The organism is Isoptericola sp. Y581, from assembly GCF_059445475.1.
The window spans coordinates 318,130-339,162 of sequence record NZ_JCAIUK010000003.1; the positions used below are offsets into that span (position 1 = coordinate 318,130).

Below are 21,033 nucleotides of genomic sequence, written 5' to 3' on the forward strand. Positions count from 1 at the left end.
AGTGCTTCTGGTGTGGCGTGTGCGGCGGATGTCAACGCCAGACGACATTCCGTGCGATGTCAACGCTAAGTAACATCAGGTGGGATGTCAACGATCAGTGACATCCTCGTCGGCGGCCGGCGGATCGCGCCTGCTTCCTCCCAGCCCTTCGAAGCTTGCGAGCGGGCCGGCCAGCACCCCGCCGTCCACCGGCAGGGTGGCGCCGGTGATCCAGGACGCGTCGTCGGAGGCGAGGAAGGCGATCGCGGCCGCGACGTCCTCGGGCTCCCCCACCCGGCCGAGCGGGTACAGCACCGCGAGCCGGTCCGGGCCGCCCTGCGGCTCCCAGACCCGGGTGCGGATGGTGCCCGGCGCAACCACGTTGATCCGCACCCCGCGCGGCCCCAGGCGCACCGCGAGGTTCTGCGCCAGCGATACCAGGCCCGCCTTCGCGGCGGAGTAGTCCTCGTCGCCGAAGGCCTGCAGCCCGTTCACCGAGCCGACCAGCACGATGGATCCGCCCCGCGGAAGGTGCGGGGCCGCGGCCCGGACGCAGCGGGCCGGGCCGGCGAGGTTGAGGTCCACCCCGGCCGCCCAGTCCTCGTCGCTCATCCCCTCGAGGAGGCTGGGGTGGGGCCTGGTCCCGCCGGCGACGCCGACCAGCACGTCCAGCCGGCCGTGCCGGCGCACCGTCGTCTCGACGGCAGCCTCCACCGACGCGGTGTCCGTGATGTCGCAGGCGGCGACCGAGACGCGGTCGTCGGGCCCGCCGGCGTCGGTCGACAGCCCGGCCGCGACGTGCTGCGCCGCCTCGATGTCGACGTCGGCCAGGACCACCGTGGCCCCCTCGGCGTGCAGCCGGCGCGCGGCGGCTGCCCCGATCCCGTGCCCGCCGCCGGTGATCAGCGCGACGCGCCCCTCGAACCGTCCCGTCATCGTTCTCCTCCTTGAGTGGGCCCAGGCTGCCCCGGCCGGTGCCGGCGACGCGTCAGAGCGTGCGATGGCGGCAACCTACCGAAGGCCCGGACGGCGGCGTCGCGCGCCGCGCTCACAGACCGGACGCGAGGGCCCGCACCACGACGGCGGCCGGGCCGTCGGGGGCGTGGCGGAACCCCGCGCCCGCCCACAGGTGCAGCCGGTCCGCGTCCCCCGCGGCGGCGGCGCGACGGCGCAGCTCGCGCGTCAGGTGGTGCACCTGGGGGTACCCGACGGGCGCGGCGTCGCCGTGCCGGGCGGCGAAGCCGTTGCGCAGCGACCGTGCCGGGCGGCCGGTGAAGGCGCGGGTGACGACGGTGCGGTCGTACCGGGGGTCGGCGAGGGCGGCGCGGTGCGTGGCCGAGGCGCCCGACTCGTCGGTGCGCAGCAGCAGCGTCCCGACGGCGACGGCCTGCGCGCCGGCCTGGAGCAGGCGGGCGACCGCCCCGGACCCGTCGACTCCTCCGGCGGCGACCACCGGCAGCGTCGTGCGCGCGAGGACGGCGGACACGACGTCCTGCGTCGCGTCGTCGCGCACCACCCGAGCCGGGTCCCAGGTGCCGCTGTGCCCGCCCGCGCGGGGGCCCTGGACCACGAGGCCGTCGGCGCCGGCCTCCTGCGCGGCGGCCACCTCCGCCGGCGTCGTCACCGTGACCAGGACGACGGAGCCCGCGGCCCGCAGCGCGGCGACCTCGGCCGCCGGCGGGAGCCCGAACGTGAACGAGACCACCGGCACGGGGTCGGCGCGCAGCAGGTCGAGCTTGGCCGCCCACGCGTCGTCGTCGTGGATCGGGGTCGGGTCGAGCGTGACGCCGTGCGCCGCGGCCTCGGGCGCGATCCGCCGGGCGTAGGCCGCGAGCGCCGCGGGGTCGGGGGTGGCGCGGTCGGGGACGAAGAGGTTGACGCCGAACGGGCGCCCGGTGGCCCGCGCGTGCTCGATGTGTGCGGCGAGCGCCTCGGGGGCCTGGTAGCCGCCGGCGAGGAAGGCGAAGGCCCCGGCGTCGGTGACGGCGTCCACGAGGTCGTCGGTGGTGGCGCCGCCGGCCATGGGTGCGGCGACGAGGGGCAGGTCGGCGTCGAGCAGCCGGACGGGGGTGGTGGGGGCCATGCACGGCATGGTGCCACCCGGGCTGGGCGGGGCGTCTCATCGGGCCCTCATGTGTGCCTGGCAGCCTGGGCGCGGTGACTGGTACACGGACACGGAGGGATGAGCGAAGCGGATGACGACGACGGTCACGACCCGGGTGCCACCGCGGACGGGGCGTGCCAAGTTCGTGCTGGTGGGCGGCGTCCCCGGCGCGGGCAAGAGCACGGCCCTGGTCCGGGTGGCCGCACGACGGCCGCAGGTCCGGTTGCTGGACAGCGAGACGGTGCGGCACGACCTGGCCTGTCGGCTGCCGCGGGGGGTGCCGTACGCCCTCTACCGGCCGCTGGTGCACGGGCGTCACCTGGTGCGGGTGGTGCGGGAGGTGGCGGCGGGTCCCCCGCGCGACGGCGGCGCTCGCGGCGTCGTGGTGGTGCACGACCCGGCGACGTCGCCGCTGCGGCGGTGGCTGTGGGCGCGTCTGGCGCGGCGGTGCTGGTGATGGTCGGTGCTGGTGATGGTCGACGCGGGCCGGTCCGAGGCGCTGTCGGGCAGTCGGCGCGGGGCAGGGTGGTGCGGGCCCGGTCGTTCGCCCGGCACTGGGGCCGCTGGGAGTCGCAGCGCGGCCGGTTCGTCGCGGCGTCGGGCGGACCCGCGGAGGGGTGGGACGGGGTGCACGTGGTGGACCGGGGGTCGGCGGTGCGGGTCCTGCTGGACCGGTGGCACGGCGGCGGGGCGGGCGACGTGCCCCGCTAGGGTCCGACCATGACGTCCTCGGATCGTCCTGGCGGGCAGCAGGGACCGGAGCGGGGCCTGGACCTGGCGCGGGTGGTCGCGCACGTGCGTGAGCGGGGGGACGGCGTGGTCTGCACGCTGGGGCCCGCGGGCGCGCCGCAGGCGGCGTACCTCGCCCTGGCGGTCACGGAGCGGGGCGAGCTCGTGTTCGACGCGCGGGCGTCGTCGCGGAAGGTGGCGAACCTGGCGCGGGACGCGCGCGTCGCGGTGGTGGTCGGCGGCGCGGACGGCACGACGCTGCAGGCCGAGGGGGTGGCGGACGTGCCGGACGGCGCGGAGCGTGCCCGCTGCGCCGACGCCTACCGGGCGGCCTTCCCGCAGTTCGCAGCCTCGCTGGCAGACCCGGGGATCGTCGTGGTGCGGGTAGTGCCGTCGTGGGCGCGGTGGGGCGACTTCCGGGCCTCTCCCCCGGTGCTGCTCGAGACGTCCGGTGCCGCGCTGTCCTGAGGCGGTTCAGCGCCAGCCGAGGGCGGGCGCCACGTGCTGCACGACGTTCTCCATCACGTGCGCGTTGTACTCGACGCCCAGCTGGTTGGGCACGGTGAGCAGCAGGGTGTCGGCGGCGGCGACGGCCTCGTCGCCGGCGAGGTCGGCCACGACGTCGTCCACCTCGCCGGCGTAGGTCTTGCCGAACCGGGCGCGCACCCCCTCGAGCACGCCGACCTGGTCGGTGCTGGCGGCCTCCATGCCGAAGTAGGCGCGGTCGCGGTCGTCGGTGATGGGGAAGATGCTCCGCGACACGGACACGCGCGGTTCCCACCCGTGGCCCGCGGCCGCCCAGGCGTCCCGGAAGCGTTGGATCTGCTCAGCCTGGAGCTGGTGGAACGGCACGCCGGTGTCCTCGGTGAGCAGGGTGGAGCTCATGAGGTTCATGCCCTGGGCGGCCGTCCACTCCGCGGTGGCGCGGCTGCCGGCGCCCCACCAGATCCGCTCGCGCAGCCCCTCGGAGTGCGGCTCGACCCGCAGCAGCCCGGGCGGGTTGGGAAACATGGGCCGGGGGCTGGGTTCGGCGAACCTCTCGCCGTCGAGCAGCTCGAGGAACCGGGCGGTGTGCCGGCGCGCCATGTCGGCGTCGGTCTCCCCCGGCGCCGGCTCGTGGCCGAAGTGACGGAAGCCGTCGACCACCTGCTCGGGCGACCCGCGGCTGATGCCGAGCTGCAGACGCCCGCCGGCGATGAGGTCGGCGGCGCCGGCGTCCTCCGCCATGTACAGCGGGTTCTCGTAGCGCATGTCGATCACGGCCGTGCCGATCTCGATGCGGTGAGTGCGCGCGCCGACGGCGGCGAGCAGCGGGAACGGGGACGCGAGCTGGCGGGCGAAGTGGTGCACCCGGAAGTACGCGCCGTCGGCGCCGAGCTCCTCGGCCGCGACAGCGAGGTCGATCGACTGCAGCAGCGCGTCCGACGCGGAGCGGGTGGCCGACTGCGGGTGCGGCGTCCAGTGGCCGAAGGACAGGAATCCGAGGTGCTTCACGCCCTCAGTCAAGCCCACGGGGCACGGGCACGCGCGGCGGTCGAGGCTCCGGGCCGCCGAGGTCGGCCCAGAGATCGCACTGGTGGTCGGCCGCGAACGACGTCGGGCCGATCCCCGTCGTCGAGAGCCCGATCACCGTCTGCTCGGGGCCGAAGCGGGGCCAGCGCGGACGGTCGGGCCCGTTGACGTCGCCGGTGCGCGCGAACGCCGCCCAGTAGTCGATCATCGTCGCGGACAGCCTCTGTTGCGCGGGGCCGAGCGGCGGGTATTGGTGTTCCCCGATGAGGGCCCACAGGTACGGCAGCTCGAGGCCGTGAAAGGCCCCCCGGGGGAACCCGTCCTCGGGCGCCGGGCCGGCGTCCTCGGCGAACTCGTACACGTGGACGGGCTGGTGGGGTGCGGCGGCCTGGGCCGTGCGCAGCACCGGGCACGCCCCGATCTGCGCGCCCCAGTCGCCGAGCACGGCCGCGAGCGCCAACGTGGGGCTGTCGTGGTCGGTGAGCGGGTAGCCGTCCAGGACGGCCCGGGCGTCGGTGCCGAAGGCGTCCGCCAGGAGGGCTCGGTAGCGCTCGGCGGTGAGGCCGGGCTCCCGGCCGTGGACGAAGACGCGCATCTCGTCGCGCGTGCCGCCCACGAGGAGCGGGACCCGGGCGGCGGCGCCCCGGCGGAGCGCGTCGAGGGGTTGCTGCGGGAGGAACGGCGTGCCCGCGACGGGGTTCCACGGGCGGTCGCCGGAGGCCTCGGTGAGCCCGTACCCGACGCCCGCGAGCGCCGTGACGAGGCCGGGCAGGCTGGTGCGGCGCAGGCACGCGGCGACGTCGTCCGCGGCGGCGCACCCGAGGTGCGCGACGGCGCGGTCGCCGAACTCGCGGGCGCGGGCGCGGTCCGGGACCGGGTTGGCGCAGGCGCCGCTCTGCACGATCGCCCGGTCGAAGAGCGACTTCGACGTCGGGGCGGCGAGCTGCGCGCAGACGGACCGTGCGCCGCCCGACTGCCCCGCGAGGGTGACGTTGCGGGGGTCGCCGCCGAAGCTCGCGGCGTTGTGCCGTACCCATCGCAGCGCGGCGGCCTGGTCCATGAGGCCGTAGTTGCCGCGGAGCGGGCCCAGCGCCTTCGTCGACAGGAACCCGAGCGCGCCGAGGCGGTAGTTCACGGTCACCACGACCAGGCCACCCTCGGTCGCGAGCCGTGCCCCGTCGAAGCGGGCCGCTCCGCCGGAGTCCAGGCCGCCGCCGTGCAGCCACACGAGCACGGGCAGGCGCTCGCCGTGGCGGGCGTGGGCGGGCGCGGTGACGTCGAGCACCAGGCAGTCCTCCTGCCCGAGGACGTCGCCCGGACCGCCCTCACCACGCTGGGGGCACAGCGGGCTCGGGGCGGTCGCGTCCCGCACGCCCGCCCAGTCCCGCGGTGGTGCCGGCGGCCGCCAGCGGCGCTCGCCGACGGGCGGGGCGGCGTACGGGACGCCCGAGTAGGTGACGTGGTCGCCGTCCGCGTGCCCGCGCAGCCACCCGGAGTCGACCCGCACGACGGCGGGGCTCGAGGGCGGTGCGGGCACGGTCTCGGAGGTGGACGGGGACGCGGGCTGGGACGCCGCGGTGACGATCAGGGCGAGGGCCGCGGCCAGGGCGTGCGAGGTCACCGCCTGCGCGCTCACGGTGCGGCTCATCAGCGCGCCCGCCGGTGGATGGTGACCAGCACCCCGTCCCCGTACGTGGTGGCCTCGACGAGGCGCCACGCGGTCTTGTCCGGGGTCGGCGGCCACAGGGTGCGCCCGTGCCCCAGGACGACGGGGAACGTCATCAGGTGGATCTCGTCGACGAGGTCGTGCGCCAGCAGGCCCTGCACGAGCCGGATGCTGCCGGGCACGGAGATCTCGCCGTCGACGTCCTGCCGCAGGTGGGTGACGGCGTCGACGAGGCCGCCCGACAGCACGGACGTCCCGGACCAGCGGGGATCGGTGAGGGTGCTCGAGACGACGTACTTCGGCATGCCGTTGTACTTGTCGGCGAGCTCGCCCTCGTACTGCGGCCAGGCCTCGGCGAACCCTTCGTAGGTGCGGCGCCCCAGCAGGAGGGCGGCGGCCCCCAGCGCCTCGGTCTCCTTGAAGCGTTCGCCGTCGGGCCCGCGGTCGACCTCGAAGCTCCAGTCCGGGTACCGGAAGTCCTCGCCGCCCGGCGCCTCGACCACGCCGTCCAGCGAGATGAACTCGGTGACCACGACGCTGCCCATGTCAGGCCTCCTCGTGTCGGTGCTGGTCGTACCGGTGCTGGGTGGCGAAGGCGCGCAGCGCGGCGGCGAGCACCTCGGGCGTCGTGGTGTGGTCCTCGCCCGGCACGGGGCGCAGGGTCGCGGTGGGCAGGTGCGCGCTGATGGCGCGGGCGGCGGACGCGAGGAACGGCCAGGTGCCGGTGCCGTGCATGACCAGCACGGGCACCTCGACCCGGTCCCACAGGTCCGGGCGCAGCGGCCGGCCCGACATCACATCGGCGACGTGGCGGCCGTCGTAGGCGATGGTGGGTGCGACCGCTTCCAGCCCGGACCACGTCCCGGCGTCCTGCCGCACCTCGGCGACGGCCTCCGGCGGCAGGCCCACGGCCGCGGTCAGGAACAGCGCGACTGCGTCCCCGGGCCGTCCGGCGGCGACGGCGTCGTCCAGTCGCTCGACGTAGTCCGCGGGCAGCGGCGGCCGGTCGGCGTCGACCACGGCGTTCGGCTCGAACAGCGCGAGGCGCGCCACGGGGACGCCCGCCTGGGCGGCGTTGAGCGCGAGGTTGCCGCCGGAGGACCAGCCGAACACCGTGGTCGCCGGGCTGCCACCGGCGGCCTGGTCGATGACCGCCGCGAGGTCCTCGAGCTCCCGCTCGACGGCGTAGGGCCGCGTGTCACCGCTCTGCCCGCGACCGCGGCGGTCGTAGTTGATCACGAGGAACTCGTCGGCCAGCAGCTCGGCCGTCGCGGCGTTCTCGGGGGGTGGTGGCGCGATGGGCGGTCGCGCCGTCGACGATGACGATCGGGTCGCCGGAGCCCCAGGTCGAACAGGCGATCGGGGTGCCGTCGGGCGACGTGACGGTGCTGGTGGTCATGCTGGTGGTCACGACAGTGCCTCCCGGGTAGGGCGCTCGCGGCGGGAACCGCGACGCGTCCACGCTAGGAAGACGTCGGCCGCTCCGGCTTGTACAGGAGCGACATGGCGTGGGGCACGCCGCGGGCGAGGTCCACCGCCGTGGCGCGAGGCCGCACGAGCTGCGTCGCGGTGCGGCCGATGAAGCGCCGCAGGGACCGCGCGAGGTGCGGTTGGTCGAAATACCCGAGCCGATGCACGACGTCCAGCGGCTCGGCTCCCTCCCGGAGCAGCACCGCGGCGGCGCGGGCCCGGTCGATCTGCCGGATCATGCCCTGCGTGAGCCCGGTCGTCGCGGCGACGCGGCGCTGGACGGACCGCGAGCCCACCCTTGCGACCCCGCCCCACACGACCTCGTCGACCAGCGGGTCCCGCACGAGCACGCCGGCCCGCACCAGCCGGTCGACGAACAGCTCGGCGTCGTCGGCCCGTGGGATCGGCCATTCCTCGCCCCGCAGGACGAAGCTGCCGGCCGTGACGTGCGGGCTCTCCAGCTCGCCGTCGACGAGGCCGGCGGCCGGCAGGTGCGGCATCGTCGTGCCGTGCGCGAACGTGATGCCGAACGAGTCCGACTCGCCCGAGATCCGCGCCGTCGTCGCCACGGTCTCGGGGCCACGGACCGCGGCGTGCATCGCCGGGCCGTCCCGCCAGAAGACCAGCTCCCACTGCGACGTCGCGACCGACGCCATGGTCCCGGCGCCCGACGTGCGCCCGCGCCAGACCCGCGCGACGTAGCGCGAGTCCGAACCGCGGTGAACGCTCTCGACCGGCATGTCGCTCCTTCGGCGAGCCCGACCCCAATGTAGCGACGCCCGCGAGCACCTGCCGCTCGCGGCGTGCGTCATTCTGGCACCGGCGGTGCTCCGGGGCGGCGACCTGCAAGAATCGCCCGGTGGACATCACCCCGCTGCCGAGCCTGGCCCACGACGTCGCCGGCGACGCCGGCGCCCCCGCCGTCCTGCTGGTGCACGCCGGCGTCGCCGACCGTCGCATGTGGGACGCCGTCGCGCCGTCCCTCGCCCACGCGTTCCACGTGATCCGCCCCGACCTGCGCGGCTACGGCGACTCGCCGCTCGCCCCCGGCACGTACACGAACGCCGGCGACCTGGCGGCCCTGCTGGACGCGCTCGACGTGCCCGATGCCGTCGTCGTGGGCGCGTCGTTCGGCGGCAAGGTCGCGCTCGAGCTCGCCACCGCGCACCCGGAGCGGGTGCGCGAGCTGGTGCTGCTGTGCCCTGCCGCCCCGGGCGTGCCGGACACGGCGGACTCCGACGCCTTCGACGCCGAGGAGGACCGGCTCCTGACGGTCGGCGACGTGGAGGGGGCGGTGCGGCTCAACGTGGACACGTGGCTCGGGCCGGACGCCGACGACGCGGCACGGGAGGCGCTCGCGGCCATGCAGCGCCGCGCGTTCGAGGTGCAGCTGGCGGCCGACGCGGCCGCGAGCGCCGACGGCCTGCCGGAGCCAGGACCGGATCCGGTCGAGGTCGGCGACGCCGAGCTCGTCGCGATCCACGTGCCGACGCTCGTCGTCGAGGGCGCGCACGACATGGACTTCCTGCGCGCGTGCGCCCGGCACGTCGCCGAGGCCGTGCCGGGGGCGGAGCTCACCCTGCTGGACTGGGCGGGGCACCTGCCGGTGCTCGAGCGCCCCGACGCCATCCTGGCGCTGCTGCTCGACGTCCTGCGCGACGACCCGACCGTGCACTCCCCCTGACCTGCCGCTGCCCGGTCAGTTCGCCAGTCAGCCCGCCAGCCACTGGTCGTACACGAGCTTGACGACGAGCGTCAGGACCACGAGGAGCAGCACGACGCGCACGAACCCGGCGCCGCGGGCCAGGGCGGTGCGCGCGCCCACGATGCCGCCGGCCACGTTCGCCACCGCCATCCCCGCACCGAGCAGCCACAGCACGTGCCCGAGGGCGCCGAACAGCGCGAGGGCCCCGAGGTCGCTGCCCAGGCTCACGACCTTCGCCATCGCCGAGCCGCGCAGGAAGTCGGTGCCGAGCGCCGTGACGAACAGGGCCACCAGCAGCACCCCGGTGCCGGAGCCCACCACCCCGCTGTAGAAGCCGACGGCCGACGCGCCGACGGCGAGCACGAGCGTCGCCCGCCACGCGGGGGCGGGCGCGCCGTGCCGGGCCCGGTGCCCCGACCTGCGCCCTGAACCGCGCGGGCTCTGGTCGCCCGCCCGGGTCACGACGGCCCACACCCCCACGGCGACGAGGGTGACGGCGACGACCAGCACGATGACGTCGCGGGGCAGGTGGGACGCGGTGGCGGCACCGACCAGGGCGGTCGGCAGCCCCAGGGCGGCCGCGGCCAACGCCCGGCGCCGGTCCAGGCCGACGCGGGAGACGTACGTGAGGGCGGCGCCCGAGGTGCCGGTGATCGCGACGAGCTTGTTGGTGCCGAGCACCGTGGCGACCGGGGCGGTAGGCAGCGCCAGCAGGAGCGCGGGCACCTGCACGAGACCACCTCCCCCGACGACGGCGTCGAGCCACCCGGCCCCGAAGGCGACGGCGATCAGCAGGCACACGGAGGCCGGGTCGACGTGCAGGCCCATGGAAGCTCCTCGTCCGGGGGCGGCATCAGGAGGCTCCGGCCGCCGTACACCGAACGAGAGGGTGAGAAGGACGGCGACGACACCGGCGGCCGCGAGATTCGACGAGGGCGCAAACACGGGTGAGTGATGCCGCGGGCGACTAGCGTGGGCGGTCGAGACGGGGGTGGTGGCGCCATGCTCACGATCGACCTCACGGCCGAGGACCTGACCCGGTTGCGTGCGCCCGCGCACCCGGACCCGATGTGGGACACGGTGCTGAGCCTCCACCTGCTACAGAACCGGCAGAGCGCGCTGGCGTTCGACCCGTGGCGGCGTCGGGTGCGGGCGCAGCTCGCGGCGTCGGGCCTGACGAGGACGGTGGCGGCCCTGGCGCGGCTCGCGCCCTGGGCGTCGTACTTCCCGGACTTCCTCACCCCGCTCCCGATGGACGGGGACGACGACGGCCTCGAGGGGGCCGTCGAACGGGTGGCGAGCACGCCGAGGCGGCGCCTGACGCGGGAGCTGGCGCTCACGTTCCCGGCGGGTGCTCCGCCGTGGGTGCGCCGCATCGCGAGCGGCGAGGTGGAGGCGATGCGGTGGCTCGCGGGCGCGCTGCGCCGCTACCACGAGGTGGCGGTGGCCCCGTATGCACGGGTGACGGGCGCCGCGGTGGCGGCGGACCAGCAGGCGCGCGATGCCGCGCTACGCCGGGGTGGCATGCATGGCCTCATGGGCACCTTCGACCCGATGCTGCGCCGCGACGACGAGGCGTGGGTGGGCTGGTACCCGGTGACGCGATCCATCTGCCTGGACGACCGGCCGCTCACGGTGCTGCCGTCGTTCTTCTGCGTGCTGGCGCCGGTGGTGCTGGCCGACGACGCCCTGGACCCCGTCCTGGTGTACCCGATCGACCCGGCGCCGGGGTGGCTGGCTTCGGCCAGGCTCGACCGGCTCGACCCGGTCGACCCGGTCGACCCGCACGAACGGCCGCCCGTGGCGCAGCTCATCGGCCCGACGCGCGCCCGGGTGCTGGAGGTGCTGGACCGCCGCCGTACCACGACCGAGCTCGCGACCGCGCTGGGAGTCACCCCGGCCACGGCGAGCCGGCACGCCACCGTGCTGCGCGAGTCGGGCCTGGTCTCCTCCCGGCGAGAGGGCAACCGGATGCTGCACGCCCGCACCCGGCTCGGGGACGCCCTGCTCACCGGCCAGCTGGGCTGACCCGGCCGTCGCATGCCCGGCGCCCGTACGCGCGGTCCGCCGCCTAGCATCGCCGACATGATCGACGCCGCAGCCCCCGGGACGCTCCTCGACCAGCGCTTCACGTGGCGGGGGCGCGACGTGGCCTGGACCTCGTTCGGCTCGGGCCCGCCCCTGGTCTTCTGCCACGGCACCCCCTGGTCGTCGTGGCTCTGGGAGCCCTACGCGCGCGCCCTCGCCGCCGAGCACACCGTGCACCTGTGGGACATGCCCGGCTACGGGGCGTCGTCCAAGCGCCCGGAGCACGCCGTCGACCTGGGGGTGCAGGGCGAGCTTTTCGCGGCGCTGCTGGAGCACTGGGGCCGGTCGTGGTCGATTCCGTCCGGTGCCTCGGACCCGACCGAGGAGCCGTCCCGCCCGCACGTCGTCGCGCACGACTACGGCGGGGCGGTGAGCCTGCGCGCGGCGCTGCTGCACGGCGCGCGGTACGCGTCGCTGTGCCTGGTGGACGTGGTGGCGCTGCGCCCGTGGGGATCGCCTTTCTTCACGCTGGTGCGCGAGCACCCCGACGTCCTCGCGCGGCTGCCGGCCGCGGTGCACCGCGGCGCCCTGGAGGCGTACGTACGCTCCGCGGCGTACCGCGACCTGCGACCGGAGCACCTCGACGCCCTCGTCACGCCCTGGACCGGCGAGGAGGGGCAGACGGCCTTCTACCGGCAGATCGCGCAGGCCGACGAGCGGTACACGGCCCAGGTCGAGCCCCTGCTCGGTGGCCTGGACGTGCCCACCCGCATCCTGTGGGGCGAGCAGGACACCTGGATCCCCGCGGACCGGGCGCAGCGGCTGGCCGACGCCCTGCCGCACGCGGAAGCGCGCCTGCTGCCCGGCGCCGGACACCTGGTGCAGCTCGACGCACCGGTCGCCCTCGCCGTCGAGCTGCAGCGCTGGCTGGGCGAGGTCCGCGAGCGCCGGGATGCCCGACACGGCTGAACCCGCCGGCAGATCGGAGGACGGTCGGAGGACGGTCTGAGCGCGTCAGTACCAGCTGGCGCGGGCGTGCTGGAAGATCAGGTTGGTCTCGGTCAGCGCCACGTCCGGGTCGGTGGACAGGTGCTCGATGACGAACTCGTTGAGGGCGTCGGAGTCGGCGGCGGCCACGTGCACGAAGAAATCGTGCGCCCCGCCCAGCAGGAAGACGTTCAGCACCCCGGGCAGCTCCGTGAGGCGCTGCAGGTAGGTGCTCAGCCGGGTGCGCGCGGCCCCGCGCATCTGCACCGCGATCATGGCCTGCAGCGGGTGGCCGGCGCGCGCCGGGTCGACGTCGGCGTGGAACCCCCGGATCACGCCCCGCTCGCGCAGTTGGCGTACCCGGGTCAGGCAGGTGGACGGGGCGATGCCTGCCTTCGCGGCCAGGGCGTTGTTCGGGATGCGCGCGTCCTCGGCGAGCGCCGCCAGGAGTCGTTGGTCGACGTCGTCGAGCCGATCGGCCAGCTCGCTCCGCCGGTCCAGCCCCCACGACCCGGCAGGGCGAACATCCTTCGGCCGCGGCTGGCCCGCACCGGGGTTTGCTGAGCCTCGTGTCGACATTCGTTCAATCTACCGAAGGATCTTCGAGATTGTGGCGTGGTGCCGAATCGCTGCCTCAAACTGATGGGGTGAGCGGGATCACACCCACGATCCCGTCGTCACGCATCCGGCTCCCGGCCCACGAGCCGCGAGCCACGGTCACGACCTACGGTCATGAGCTACGAAGGCGGACTTTTCCCATGCGCATCGGCGTCCCGACGGAAGTCAAGAACCACGAGTACCGGGTGGCGATCACGCCTGCCGGGGTGCACGAGCTCGCCGTGCGCGGGCACGAGGTCACCGTGCAGGCGGGCGCCGGCCTCGGGTCCGCGGTGACCGACGACGAGTACCGCGCCGCGGGCGCGAGCATCGTGGCGGACCCCGACGCGGTATGGGCGGGCGCGGACACCGTCCTCAAGGTGAAGGAGCCCGTCGCCGGGGAGTACCACCGGCTGCGCGCCGGGCTGGTGCTCTTCACGTACCTGCACCTCGCGGCCGACAAGGCGCTCACGGAGGAGCTGCTCGCCCGTGACGTCACCGCCGTCGCCTACGAGACCGTGCAGACCGCCGACGGACACCTGCCGCTCCTCGCCCCCATGTCGGAGGTCGCGGGCCGGCTCGCCCCGCAGGTGGGCGCCGCCACCCTGCTGCGGGCGGCCGGGGGCCGCGGCGTGCTGCTCGGCGGGGTTCCGGGTGTCCCGGCGGGGCACGTCGTGATCGTCGGTGCCGGCGTGTCCGGGATGAACGCAGCCCGGATCGCCGTCGGGCTGGGCGCCCGCGTCACCCTCCTGGACACCAGCGCGGACGCCCTCAAGGCCGCCGACCGCGAGCTCGGCGGACGCGTGCAGACCCTCGCGTCGAACACGCTCACGCTCACCGAGGCCGTGCTGGAGGCCGACCTGGTGATCGGCGCCGTGCTCGTGCCCGGCGCCAAGGCACCCGTGCTCGTGCCCAACGACGTCGTGGCCCGCATGCGCCGGGGCGCCGTCCTCGTGGACATCGCGATCGACCAGGGCGGCTGCTTCGAGGACTCGCGCCCCACCACGCACGCCGAACCCACGTTCCGCGTGCACGACACGGTGTTCTACTGCGTGGCGAACATGCCCGGGGCCGTGCCCCGCACCTCCACCTACGCCCTGACCAACGCCACGCTCCCCTACGTCGTGGCGCTCGCGGACCTCGGCTGGCACGAGGCCCTGCGCCGCGACCCCGCGCTGGCGCGCGGGCTCAACGTCCACGCGGGGCACGTGACCAACTCAGCCGTCGCCGAGGCGCACTCTCTCGAGCCCGCGGACGCGGCCGCGCTGCTGTGACGACGCCGTCGGTCGAGCTCGTCGAGACCGCGTCCAGTGGGTTTCGACAGGCTCAACCGACGGGACGGCGGCGGGGCGGCAACGGGATCCGGTCGAGGTCGGCGGCGACCGTGACGTCGCCGCCGAACACCTCGCGGGCCTCGCGCTCGAAGGCCTCCGGCAGCTCCTCGGGTACGCGGTAGCGCTGGGAGAAGTGCGTCAGCACCAGGTGCCGCACGCCCGCCCGTGCGGCCACGATCGCGGCCTGCCGGCAGGTGAGGTGCGCCCAGCGGGTCGCGAGGTCGGCGTCCCGGTGCAAGAAGGTGGACTCGATCACGAGCAGGTCGACGCCGTCGGCCAGGGCCTCCACGGCATCGCACAGGCGGGTGTCCATGACGAAGGCGACCGACTGGCCGGCACGGGGCACGGATACGTCCTCGACGCGTACCGTGCGACCGTCGTCGAGCACGAGCGATCCCTCGCGCTGCAGGCGGCCCACCGCCGGCCCGGTCGGCACGCCCGCGGCCGCGAGCGCCCCGGGGTCCAGGGAGACGCCGTCGGGCTCGTCGAGCCGGTAGCCGACCGCGTCGATGCGGTGCTCCAGCGGGCGGGCCGTGAGCACGGGCGCGCCGGGTCCCGCGCCGCGCTCGCCGTCCACCCGGGGCAGGACGGCGGCCTCGGTGCCTCGCGAGTCGCCGGGGAAGGCGACCGGTTGGAGCGTCACGCGCTCGCGGTGGTCGTAGGCGCTGGCGTCCAGCAGGTGGCGCACCCACGGCTCGCCCGAGGCCGGGAACGAGATCGGCACGGTGTGGCGCACCTGGTCGCCGGACAGCCGCTGCGCCACCCCCGCGAGCCCGAGGGAGTGGTCGCCGTGCAGGTGCGTGATCGCGATGCGGGTGAGGTCGGTGGCGGACACGCCCGCCAGGGTCATCTGCCGCTGCGTGCCCTCGCCCGGGTCGAACAGGATCGCCGTCTCGCCGAAGAACAGCACGTACCCGTTGTGGTTGCGCGTGCGGGTGGGAACCATGCTCGCCGTGCCGAGCACGACGAGCTCGCGGCGGGACACCCGGGCGCCCGGATCAGCGGCCCAGGGCGCGGCCGACCGCCCGCACCAGCCCCGTGGTGACGTGCTGCGCGGGGCGCCACAGGTCGCGCTCGAAGACGGCGATGCGGCGGGCGGGCCCCCGGCGCAGGCGACCGGACAGGCGAGGGGCGGCCACGACGTCCGCGCCGCGCAGGCCCCCGCCGTGCGGGCCCGGCATGCCCGCGAGCGCGGACGGGCGGTACCGGGCGCCGGGGTTCCAGCGCTGGTCAGGTCGCACGCGCGGGTCGTCTGGCATGACGACATCGTGACGCCGACAGTGGGCGGGCGCAAGAGGGTGCGTCAGGCCCCGGGGAAGCCGTGCGGGTTGGCGGTCTGCCAGCGCCAGGTGTCGGCGCACATGTCGTCGATGGTCTTGGTGGCGCGCCACCCGAGCTCGGTCTGCGCGCGGGTCGGGTCGGCCCAGAAGGCGGCGAGGTCGCCGGCGCGCCGGGGGCCGATCTCGTAGGGCAGCTCGCGGCCGACGGCGCGCTCGAAGGCGTGCAGCATCTGAAGCACGGACGTACCGGTGCCCGTGCCGAGATTGAAGGCGCGCACCGGCTCGGTCATCGCGTCCAGGTGCTCCAGGGCGGCGACGTGGCCGGCGGCGAGGTCTTCGACGTGCAGGTAGTCGCGCTCGCAGGTGCCGTCCGCCGTCGGGTAGTCGTCGCCGAACACCGTGAGCTTCTCGCGCTTGCCGACGGCGACCTGGGCGAGGAACGGCATGAGGTTGTTCGGGATGCCCTGCGGGTCCTCGCCGATCTGCCCCGACGGGTGCGCGCCCACGGGGTTGAAGTACCGCAGCAGCGCGACCTTCCAGCCCTCGCTGATGTGCGCGACGTCGGACAGGACGCGCTCCACCATGACCTTGGTCTGCCCGTACGGGGAGGACGAGGAGAGGAACTCGTAGTCCTCCCGGTACGGCACCGGCGCCTTCTCGCCGTACACCGTGGCGGAGGAGGAGAACACGAACTTCGTCACCCCGTACCTGTTCATGGCGTCGACCAGGGCGAACGTCGTGTCCAGGTTGTTGCGGTAGTACTCCAGCGGCTTGGCGACGGACTCCCCCACCGCCTTGAAGCCGGCGAAGTGGATCACGGCGTCGATCTGCTCGTGCGCGAACAGGCGCTCGGTCTTGTCGACGTCGGTGAGGTCGAACGAGTGCACCGGGATGTGCGCGCCGGACAGCGACTCCAGGCGCCCGATCACGGTGGGCTTGCTGTTGGAGAAGTCGTCCACCACGACGACGTCGTGACCGGCGGCGACCAGGGCGAGGACCGTGTGCGAGCCGATGTAGCCGGCCCCACCGGAGACGAGAACGCGCATGGGCCCAGCCTAGGGCGTCGGCCGCCGTGCCCCGGCGGCGTCCCGAGCTCTGACCGAGCCCCCGTCGGGCACTCCGGAGGAACGGCGGAACGGTCAGCTGCCGCCGAGCAGCTCGGTGAAGCTGGGCGTGGCAGCGAACGGGTCCGCCGGGCCGTCGTTCTCCCGGCGTGCCACGCGCTGCGCCAGCTCGCGCCCGGCGCGCGCGATGCGGCGCGGCAGCCCGCCGTCGGCGCCCCGTCCTGAGCCTGCCGAAGGGTCGGCGCTCGCGGCCCAGTCGTCGGTGGCGGCGAACACGCTGGTGGGCACGACGTCGGTGCGCAGGTAGGTGAACAGGGGCCGCATCGCGTACTCGAGGGCCAGCGAGTGGCGGGCGGTGCCGCCGGTGGCGCCCAGCAGTACGGGCATACCTGTCAGGGAGTCGGGCTCGAGCACGTCGACGAACGACTTGAACAGCCCCGAGTACGCGGTGGTGAACACCGGGGAGACGGCGATGAGGCCGTCCGCCCCGGTCACGGCTTCGAGGGCGCGCGCGAGGTCGCCGGTCGGGAACCGGGTGAGCATCGCGTCGACGATCGCGTGGGCGACCTCGCGCAGCTCGACGGTCTCGACCCGCACCGTGTGCCCGGCGTCCTCGAGCTCCCGGACCGTGGCGTCCGCCAGCCGGTCGGCGAGCAACCGCGTCGAGGACGGCTGCGACAGCCCGGCCGAGACGACGGCGAGGGTGCGCTCGCCGCCGGTCCCTGCGGGGGTGAACGGGGTGGTCATGCGCGTGCCTCCTGCTGGGTGGTGCGTGCCGTGCTTGTAGTGGAGGGTCGGGTGCCCTCGGCAACGGTACCGGTATAGGGGTCGGCGGTGTCGCCGACGTGCGTCGCCCCGGCCTCGCCGGCGGTCCGCGCCGCGGCGACCCGCTCGGCGTGCGTCGGCGGGTTCAGCGGGACGTCGTCGGAGGGCCGCTTGGCCTCGACGATCTTGCGCAGCTCGGGCACGACCTCCTCGCCGAGGAGGTCGATCTGCTCGAGCACCGTCTTGAGCGGCAGGCCGGCGTGGTCCAGGAGGAACAGCTGGCGCTGGTAGTAGCCCACCTCGTCGACGAACGACGCGTACCGGTCGATGACCTGCTGCGGGGAGCCCACCGTGAGCGGGGTCTCGCGCGTGAAGTCCTCCATCGACGGGCCGTGCCCGTACACCGGGGCCTCGTCGAAGTACGGCCGGAACTCGTTCCAGGCGTCCTGGGACCGCTTGCGCATGAACACCTGGCCGCCGAGGCCCACGATCGCCTGGTCGGCCCGCCCGTGGCCGTAGTGCTCGAAGCGCTGGCGGTAGTAGCGCACCATCTGCCGGGTGTGGTGCATGGGCCAGAAGATGTTGTTGTGCAGGAACCCGTCGCCGTAGTAGGCGGCCTGGTCGGCGATCTCGGGGCTGCGGATCGAGCCGTGCCACACGAACGGGGGCACGCCGTCGAGCGGGCGCGGGGTGGAGGTGAAGCCCTGGAGCGGCGTGCGGAACTTGCCCTCCCAGTCCACGACCTCCTCGGTCCACAGGCGGCGTAGCAGCGCGTAGTTCTCGACCGCGAGCGGGATGCCCTGGCGGATGTCCTTGCCGAACCAGGGGTAGACGGGGCCGGTGTTGCCGCGGCCCATCATGAGGTCCATGCGGCCGTCCGAGATCACCTGGAGCATCGCGTACTCCTCGGCCAGGCGCACCGGGTCGTTGGTGGTGATGAGCGTGGTCGCCGTCGACAGGGTGATGTGCTTCGTGACGCCGGCGAGGTAGCCGAGCATCGTGGTGGGGCTCGAGGCGACGAACGGCGGGTTGTGGTGCTCCCCCGTGGCGAACACGTCGAGACCGGCCTCGTCGGCGTGCCGGGCGATGGTGAGCATGTTGCGCACCCGCTCGGTGTCGTCCGGCGTGTGGCCCGTGGTCGGGTCGGTGGTGACGTCGCTGACGGAGAAGATTCCGAACTGCACGGCTGCGCTCCCTGCTCGCTGAGGCTCGCGTCGACCTGGGACGCGCGGTCCATGCGCATGCATGTACATGCGGGTGAACGGCGCTACCCTCTATGTTGTTCCCGCTTGCTCCCCGGCGACCCGGCGGCGGGCGTGACGTCGCGCACAAAGGGCGCCCGCACGGGGTCTCAAGTTGCGCGCGGCGCGCCGACTGGCCAGCCTGAGGGGCAACTGACACGTCCACCGCTACCGCGCCGCCTCGCCCGGCGCCGGTGTGATCGTGCTTCACGGGACCTTCACGGTCCGCCGGAACAACGACCGACGGGTCCGCGTTGGACCCTCAGGCCCCTTCCCACCGACCCCCAGGAGGACGACATGCCCGACCGGTCCCTGCGCGGCATGAGCATCGGCAGCAAGAGCATGGAGTCTGACGAGGGCGTGGACTTCGCCCCGCGCTTCCAGGCTCACTACGACTGCCCCAACGGTCACACCATCATCCTGCCCTTCTCCACCGAGGCCGAGGTGCCCCCGGTGTGGGAGTGCCGGTGCGGCGAGGAGGCGCTCCTGCGCGACGCGGAGAAGCCCGAGCCGAAGGCCACCAAGCCGCAGCGCACCCACTGGGACATGCTGCTCGAGCGGCGCACCGTCTCCGAGCTCGAGGAGCTCCTCGACGAGCGTCTCGAGCTGCTGCGCGCCGGAAAGCTGCGCCGCAGCGCCTGACGCACTCCCCCAGCACGACGAAGGGCGGGTACCCCACCGGGTGCCCGCCCTTCGTGCGTCCTGCCGTCGTGCTGCCGTCATGCGTCCTGAGTGCCCGCGTCGGTCAGGCGGCCGAGCGACGGGAGCGGCGCTCCCGCACGCTCGCGACGACGCCGCCCGCCACGCCGCCCACGACGAGGACCACGGCCGCCGCGCCCACCGCCCAGCCCGGCCAGTACCCGGCCCGCACCGCCGGCGTGAGCTCCGTGCGCAGCGGCAGGTCCGCGACCAGGCGGTCCGGCGTGAACAGCTGGGTGCGGGCCACCAGCGTGCCGTCCGGCGCCACCACGCCGCTCACCCCCACCGTGGAGACCTGCACCGCCGCACGCCCGGTCGTGATCGCCTGCAGCCGCGTCATCGCGAGCTGCTGCGTCGACTCCGCCGTGTACCCGAACGAGGCGTTGTTGGTCGGCACCACCAGCACCTGCGCACCCCGCTGCACCGCGTCCCGCATGATCTCGTCGTACGCCACCTCGAAGCAGATCACCGTGCCCATCGGCACGGTGGTGGCGCCCGGCTCGCGGCCGATGTCCGCGCCGTCCACGGGCAGGTCGATCAGCGCCGGCTCGGTGCCGGCGATCATGTCCGTCGAGACCCGGTCCACCTGGGCGCTGAACAGCCGCACGAAGCCGCGGATCGGGATGTACTCGCCGAACGGCGCCGGGTGCTGCTTGGCGTAGCGTTCGGTCACGCCAAGCCCCGGCTCCCACAGCAGCGCCACGTTGTACCGGCCACCCGTGTCGGGGAACTCCTGCGCCCCCACCAGGACGGGCGCGCCCACCGAGCCGGCGGCCTCGTCGATCGCCGCCCCCACCTCGGGGTTGGTCTGGGGGTCCAGGTCGGAGCCGTTCTCCGGCCACAGCACGACGTCGACGGCGTCGTCCTCGCCGTCCCCGTACGTGCCGGCGGCCTGCTCGTCCGCGATCGCGAAGGTGCCCTGCAGGTGGTTGTTCAGCACCTCGGCACGGTTCGCGAACGCGCCGTCGCCCGGCTCCGACACGTTGCCCTGCACGGCCCCGGCACGCAGCACCCCTGCCTCCGCGGTGGCCGTCCCCGCGTCCACGACGGTGCCTACGTGCCCCGGGTCCTGCGCGTCGGTCACCTCGCGCGCCGCCGGGTCGTGCGCCAACGGCAGTATCCCCGGCCCGGCCGCGAGCACGTACGCGGCCGCGACGAGCGCCACGGCGCTCGCGGCCCTGCGCGCCCGGGCGCCGTCGGGCCGGCGCGCGCCGAGCAGCCTGCCCAGGGCCAGGGCGAGCAGCACGCCGGTCACCGCGATGAGCAGCGAGACGAGCGTGGTGCCGCCCAGCCAGGCCGCGCGCCCGGTCGGGGCGCCGGCCACCGTCCAGGCGAGCCGCCCCCACGGGAAGCCGCCGAACGGGAACTCCGAGCGCCACTGCTCGACGGCGGCGAACAGGACGCCGAACACGACCGCCTGCGTCGCCGCGTTCCGCCGCACCCAGCGCCAGCGCCGCGCCCACGTCCACAGGGCGCCGAAGCCGGCGAGGAACGCGGCCTCGAGCGCTGCGAGCACGATCCACGGGAGCGTGTCCGTGGCGAAGTTGGCCCACCAGATGTGCGGCAGCCAGAACGTCAGCCCGGCGACCAGGCCCACGAGCGCGTTCCATCCGGCCGCACGACGGCCGTCGCGGCGCAGCGCCGCGAACAGCAGGCCGACGCCCACGAACGCGAGCGGCCAGGCGCCGACGTCGGGGAACGACGCCCACAGCGCGACGCCCGCGGCGACGGCGAGGAGCAGGGTCGCGGGTCGGCTCGCCCAGCGGCCGACACCCGGGCTCGCCACCCGTACGGAGGCATCGGGGCCCTGGTCGGAAGATCCCTCGAGGGGAGTCGAGCTCACGTGCAACACCCCCGCAGGGTACGTGACCCC

23 protein-coding genes are annotated in these 21,033 nt (G+C 74.8%); 8 read left to right on the top strand and 15 right to left on the bottom strand.

Features of this window, described 5'->3' with window-relative positions; all coding sequences use genetic code 11:
* Positions 1 to 87: 87 nt before the first annotated feature.
* Both AC1C2W_RS07650 and AC1C2W_RS07655 read right to left on the bottom strand, forming a co-directional pair.
* The gene (locus AC1C2W_RS07650) at positions 88 to 915 is read right to left on the bottom strand and encodes an SDR family NAD(P)-dependent oxidoreductase (RefSeq protein WP_495412785.1); all 828 of its coding nucleotides are present in this window, start codon (positions 913 to 915) and stop codon (positions 88 to 90) included.
* A gap of 112 nt (positions 916 to 1,027) precedes the next feature.
* Positions 1,028 to 2,062 (bottom strand): nitronate monooxygenase, encoded by a 1,035-nt coding sequence (locus AC1C2W_RS07655; protein ID WP_495412786.1) that lies wholly within the window; start codon positions 2,060 to 2,062, stop codon positions 1,028 to 1,030.
* Between the two features lie 112 nt (positions 2,063 to 2,174).
* On the opposite strand from AC1C2W_RS07655, the gene AC1C2W_RS07660 reads away from it, so the two are divergent.
* The 3 genes from AC1C2W_RS07660 (at position 2,175) to AC1C2W_RS07670 (ending at position 3,280) form a co-directional block, all read left to right on the top strand.
* Complete coding sequence (locus AC1C2W_RS07660; protein WP_495412787.1) at positions 2,175 to 2,540, top strand: P-loop nucleotide/nucleoside kinase family protein; 366 nt, start codon at positions 2,175 to 2,177, stop codon at positions 2,538 to 2,540.
* Positions 2,541 to 2,611: 71 nt separating this feature from the next.
* Positions 2,612 to 2,794, top strand: a complete 183-nt coding sequence (locus AC1C2W_RS07665) for a hypothetical protein (RefSeq protein WP_495412788.1) — start codon at positions 2,612 to 2,614, stop codon at positions 2,792 to 2,794.
* 9 nt (positions 2,795 to 2,803) lie between these two features.
* Positions 2,804 to 3,280 carry a pyridoxamine 5'-phosphate oxidase family protein gene (locus AC1C2W_RS07670; protein WP_495389317.1) on the top strand — a complete coding sequence of 159 codons (477 nt, stop codon included), beginning with the start codon at positions 2,804 to 2,806 and terminating at the stop codon, positions 3,278 to 3,280.
* A gap of 6 nt (positions 3,281 to 3,286) precedes the next feature.
* On the opposite strand, the gene AC1C2W_RS07675 is transcribed toward AC1C2W_RS07670, so the two are convergent.
* The 5 genes from AC1C2W_RS07675 to AC1C2W_RS07695 form a co-directional block, all read right to left on the bottom strand.
* A complete protein-coding gene (locus AC1C2W_RS07675; protein ID WP_495412789.1) occupies positions 3,287 to 4,306 on the bottom strand; it encodes an LLM class flavin-dependent oxidoreductase in 1,020 nt (339 codons plus the stop codon).
* Positions 4,307 to 4,310: 4 nt separating this feature from the next.
* The gene (locus AC1C2W_RS07680) at positions 4,311 to 5,972 is read right to left on the bottom strand and encodes a carboxylesterase/lipase family protein (RefSeq protein ID WP_495412790.1); all 1,662 of its coding nucleotides are present in this window, start codon (positions 5,970 to 5,972) and stop codon (positions 4,311 to 4,313) included.
* Entirely contained in the window at positions 5,972 to 6,535 is a 564-nt protein-coding gene (locus tag AC1C2W_RS07685) for a dihydrofolate reductase family protein (protein WP_495412791.1), read from the bottom strand. The genes AC1C2W_RS07680 and AC1C2W_RS07685 overlap by 1 nt, the downstream gene beginning before the upstream one ends.
* A 1-nt stretch (position 6,536) precedes the next feature.
* The gene (locus AC1C2W_RS07690; protein WP_495412792.1) at positions 6,537 to 7,229 is read right to left on the bottom strand and encodes an alpha/beta fold hydrolase; all 693 of its coding nucleotides are present in this window, start codon (positions 7,227 to 7,229) and stop codon (positions 6,537 to 6,539) included.
* A gap of 224 nt (positions 7,230 to 7,453) precedes the next feature.
* A complete protein-coding gene (locus AC1C2W_RS07695) occupies positions 7,454 to 8,200 on the bottom strand; it encodes an AraC family transcriptional regulator (protein WP_495412793.1) in 747 nt (248 codons plus the stop codon).
* A gap of 119 nt (positions 8,201 to 8,319) precedes the next feature.
* Between AC1C2W_RS07695 and AC1C2W_RS07700 the strand changes: the two genes are divergently transcribed.
* The gene (locus AC1C2W_RS07700) at positions 8,320 to 9,144 is read left to right on the top strand and encodes an alpha/beta fold hydrolase (protein WP_495389311.1); all 825 of its coding nucleotides are present in this window, start codon (positions 8,320 to 8,322) and stop codon (positions 9,142 to 9,144) included.
* A 27-nt stretch (positions 9,145 to 9,171) separates the two neighbouring features.
* On the opposite strand, the gene AC1C2W_RS07705 is transcribed toward AC1C2W_RS07700, so the two are convergent.
* A complete protein-coding gene (locus AC1C2W_RS07705; protein WP_495389310.1) occupies positions 9,172 to 9,993 on the bottom strand; it encodes a TSUP family transporter in 822 nt (273 codons plus the stop codon).
* Between the two features lie 174 nt (positions 9,994 to 10,167).
* Between AC1C2W_RS07705 and AC1C2W_RS07710 the strand changes: the two genes are divergently transcribed.
* Both AC1C2W_RS07710 and AC1C2W_RS07715 read left to right on the top strand, forming a co-directional pair.
* A complete protein-coding gene (locus AC1C2W_RS07710) occupies positions 10,168 to 11,193 on the top strand; it encodes an ArsR/SmtB family transcription factor (RefSeq protein ID WP_495389309.1) in 1,026 nt (341 codons plus the stop codon).
* A 57-nt stretch (positions 11,194 to 11,250) separates the two neighbouring features.
* Entirely contained in the window at positions 11,251 to 12,162 is a 912-nt protein-coding gene (locus AC1C2W_RS07715; protein WP_495412794.1) for an alpha/beta fold hydrolase, read from the top strand.
* 45 nt (positions 12,163 to 12,207) lie between these two features.
* Here AC1C2W_RS07715 and AC1C2W_RS07720 read toward each other — a convergent pair whose 3' ends face one another.
* Complete coding sequence (locus AC1C2W_RS07720) at positions 12,208 to 12,759, bottom strand: Lrp/AsnC family transcriptional regulator (protein WP_495389307.1); 552 nt, start codon at positions 12,757 to 12,759, stop codon at positions 12,208 to 12,210.
* Between the two features lie 179 nt (positions 12,760 to 12,938).
* On the opposite strand from AC1C2W_RS07720, the gene ald reads away from it, so the two are divergent.
* Positions 12,939 to 14,051, top strand: a complete 1,113-nt coding sequence (gene ald / locus AC1C2W_RS07725) for an alanine dehydrogenase (protein ID WP_495389306.1) — start codon at positions 12,939 to 12,941, stop codon at positions 14,049 to 14,051.
* 52 nt (positions 14,052 to 14,103) lie between these two features.
* On the opposite strand, the gene AC1C2W_RS07730 is transcribed toward ald, so the two are convergent.
* The 5 genes from AC1C2W_RS07730 to AC1C2W_RS07750 all read right to left on the bottom strand — a co-directional run bounded on the left by AC1C2W_RS07730 (position 14,104) and on the right by AC1C2W_RS07750 (position 18,404).
* The gene (locus AC1C2W_RS07730) at positions 14,104 to 15,096 is read right to left on the bottom strand and encodes a ribonuclease Z (protein ID WP_495412795.1); all 993 of its coding nucleotides are present in this window, start codon (positions 15,094 to 15,096) and stop codon (positions 14,104 to 14,106) included.
* Between the two features lie 13 nt (positions 15,097 to 15,109).
* A complete protein-coding gene (locus AC1C2W_RS07735; protein WP_495389304.1) occupies positions 15,110 to 15,370 on the bottom strand; it encodes a hypothetical protein in 261 nt (86 codons plus the stop codon).
* A gap of 44 nt (positions 15,371 to 15,414) precedes the next feature.
* Positions 15,415 to 16,437: a UDP-glucose 4-epimerase GalE gene (galE, locus tag AC1C2W_RS07740; RefSeq protein ID WP_495412796.1), complete on the bottom strand. Its 1,023-nt coding sequence runs from the start codon at positions 16,435 to 16,437 to the stop codon at positions 15,415 to 15,417.
* A gap of 93 nt (positions 16,438 to 16,530) precedes the next feature.
* Positions 16,531 to 17,202 carry an FMN reductase gene (locus AC1C2W_RS07745; protein WP_495389302.1) on the bottom strand — a complete coding sequence of 224 codons (672 nt, stop codon included), beginning with the start codon at positions 17,200 to 17,202 and terminating at the stop codon, positions 16,531 to 16,533.
* Positions 17,199 to 18,404, bottom strand: coding sequence for an LLM class flavin-dependent oxidoreductase (locus AC1C2W_RS07750; protein WP_495389301.1), 1,206 nt, complete (start codon positions 18,402 to 18,404; stop codon positions 17,199 to 17,201). The genes AC1C2W_RS07745 and AC1C2W_RS07750 overlap by 4 nt, the downstream gene beginning before the upstream one ends.
* A 354-nt stretch (positions 18,405 to 18,758) precedes the next feature.
* Between AC1C2W_RS07750 and AC1C2W_RS07755 the strand changes: the two genes are divergently transcribed.
* Positions 18,759 to 19,103 (top strand): RNA polymerase-binding protein RbpA, encoded by a 345-nt coding sequence (locus AC1C2W_RS07755; RefSeq protein ID WP_225566476.1) that lies wholly within the window; start codon positions 18,759 to 18,761, stop codon positions 19,101 to 19,103.
* Between the two features lie 103 nt (positions 19,104 to 19,206).
* Here the strand turns inward: AC1C2W_RS07755 and lnt are convergent, their stop codons facing one another.
* A complete protein-coding gene (lnt, locus tag AC1C2W_RS07760; protein ID WP_495412797.1) occupies positions 19,207 to 21,003 on the bottom strand; it encodes an apolipoprotein N-acyltransferase in 1,797 nt (598 codons plus the stop codon).
* Between the last annotated feature and the right edge of the window lie 30 nt (positions 21,004 to 21,033).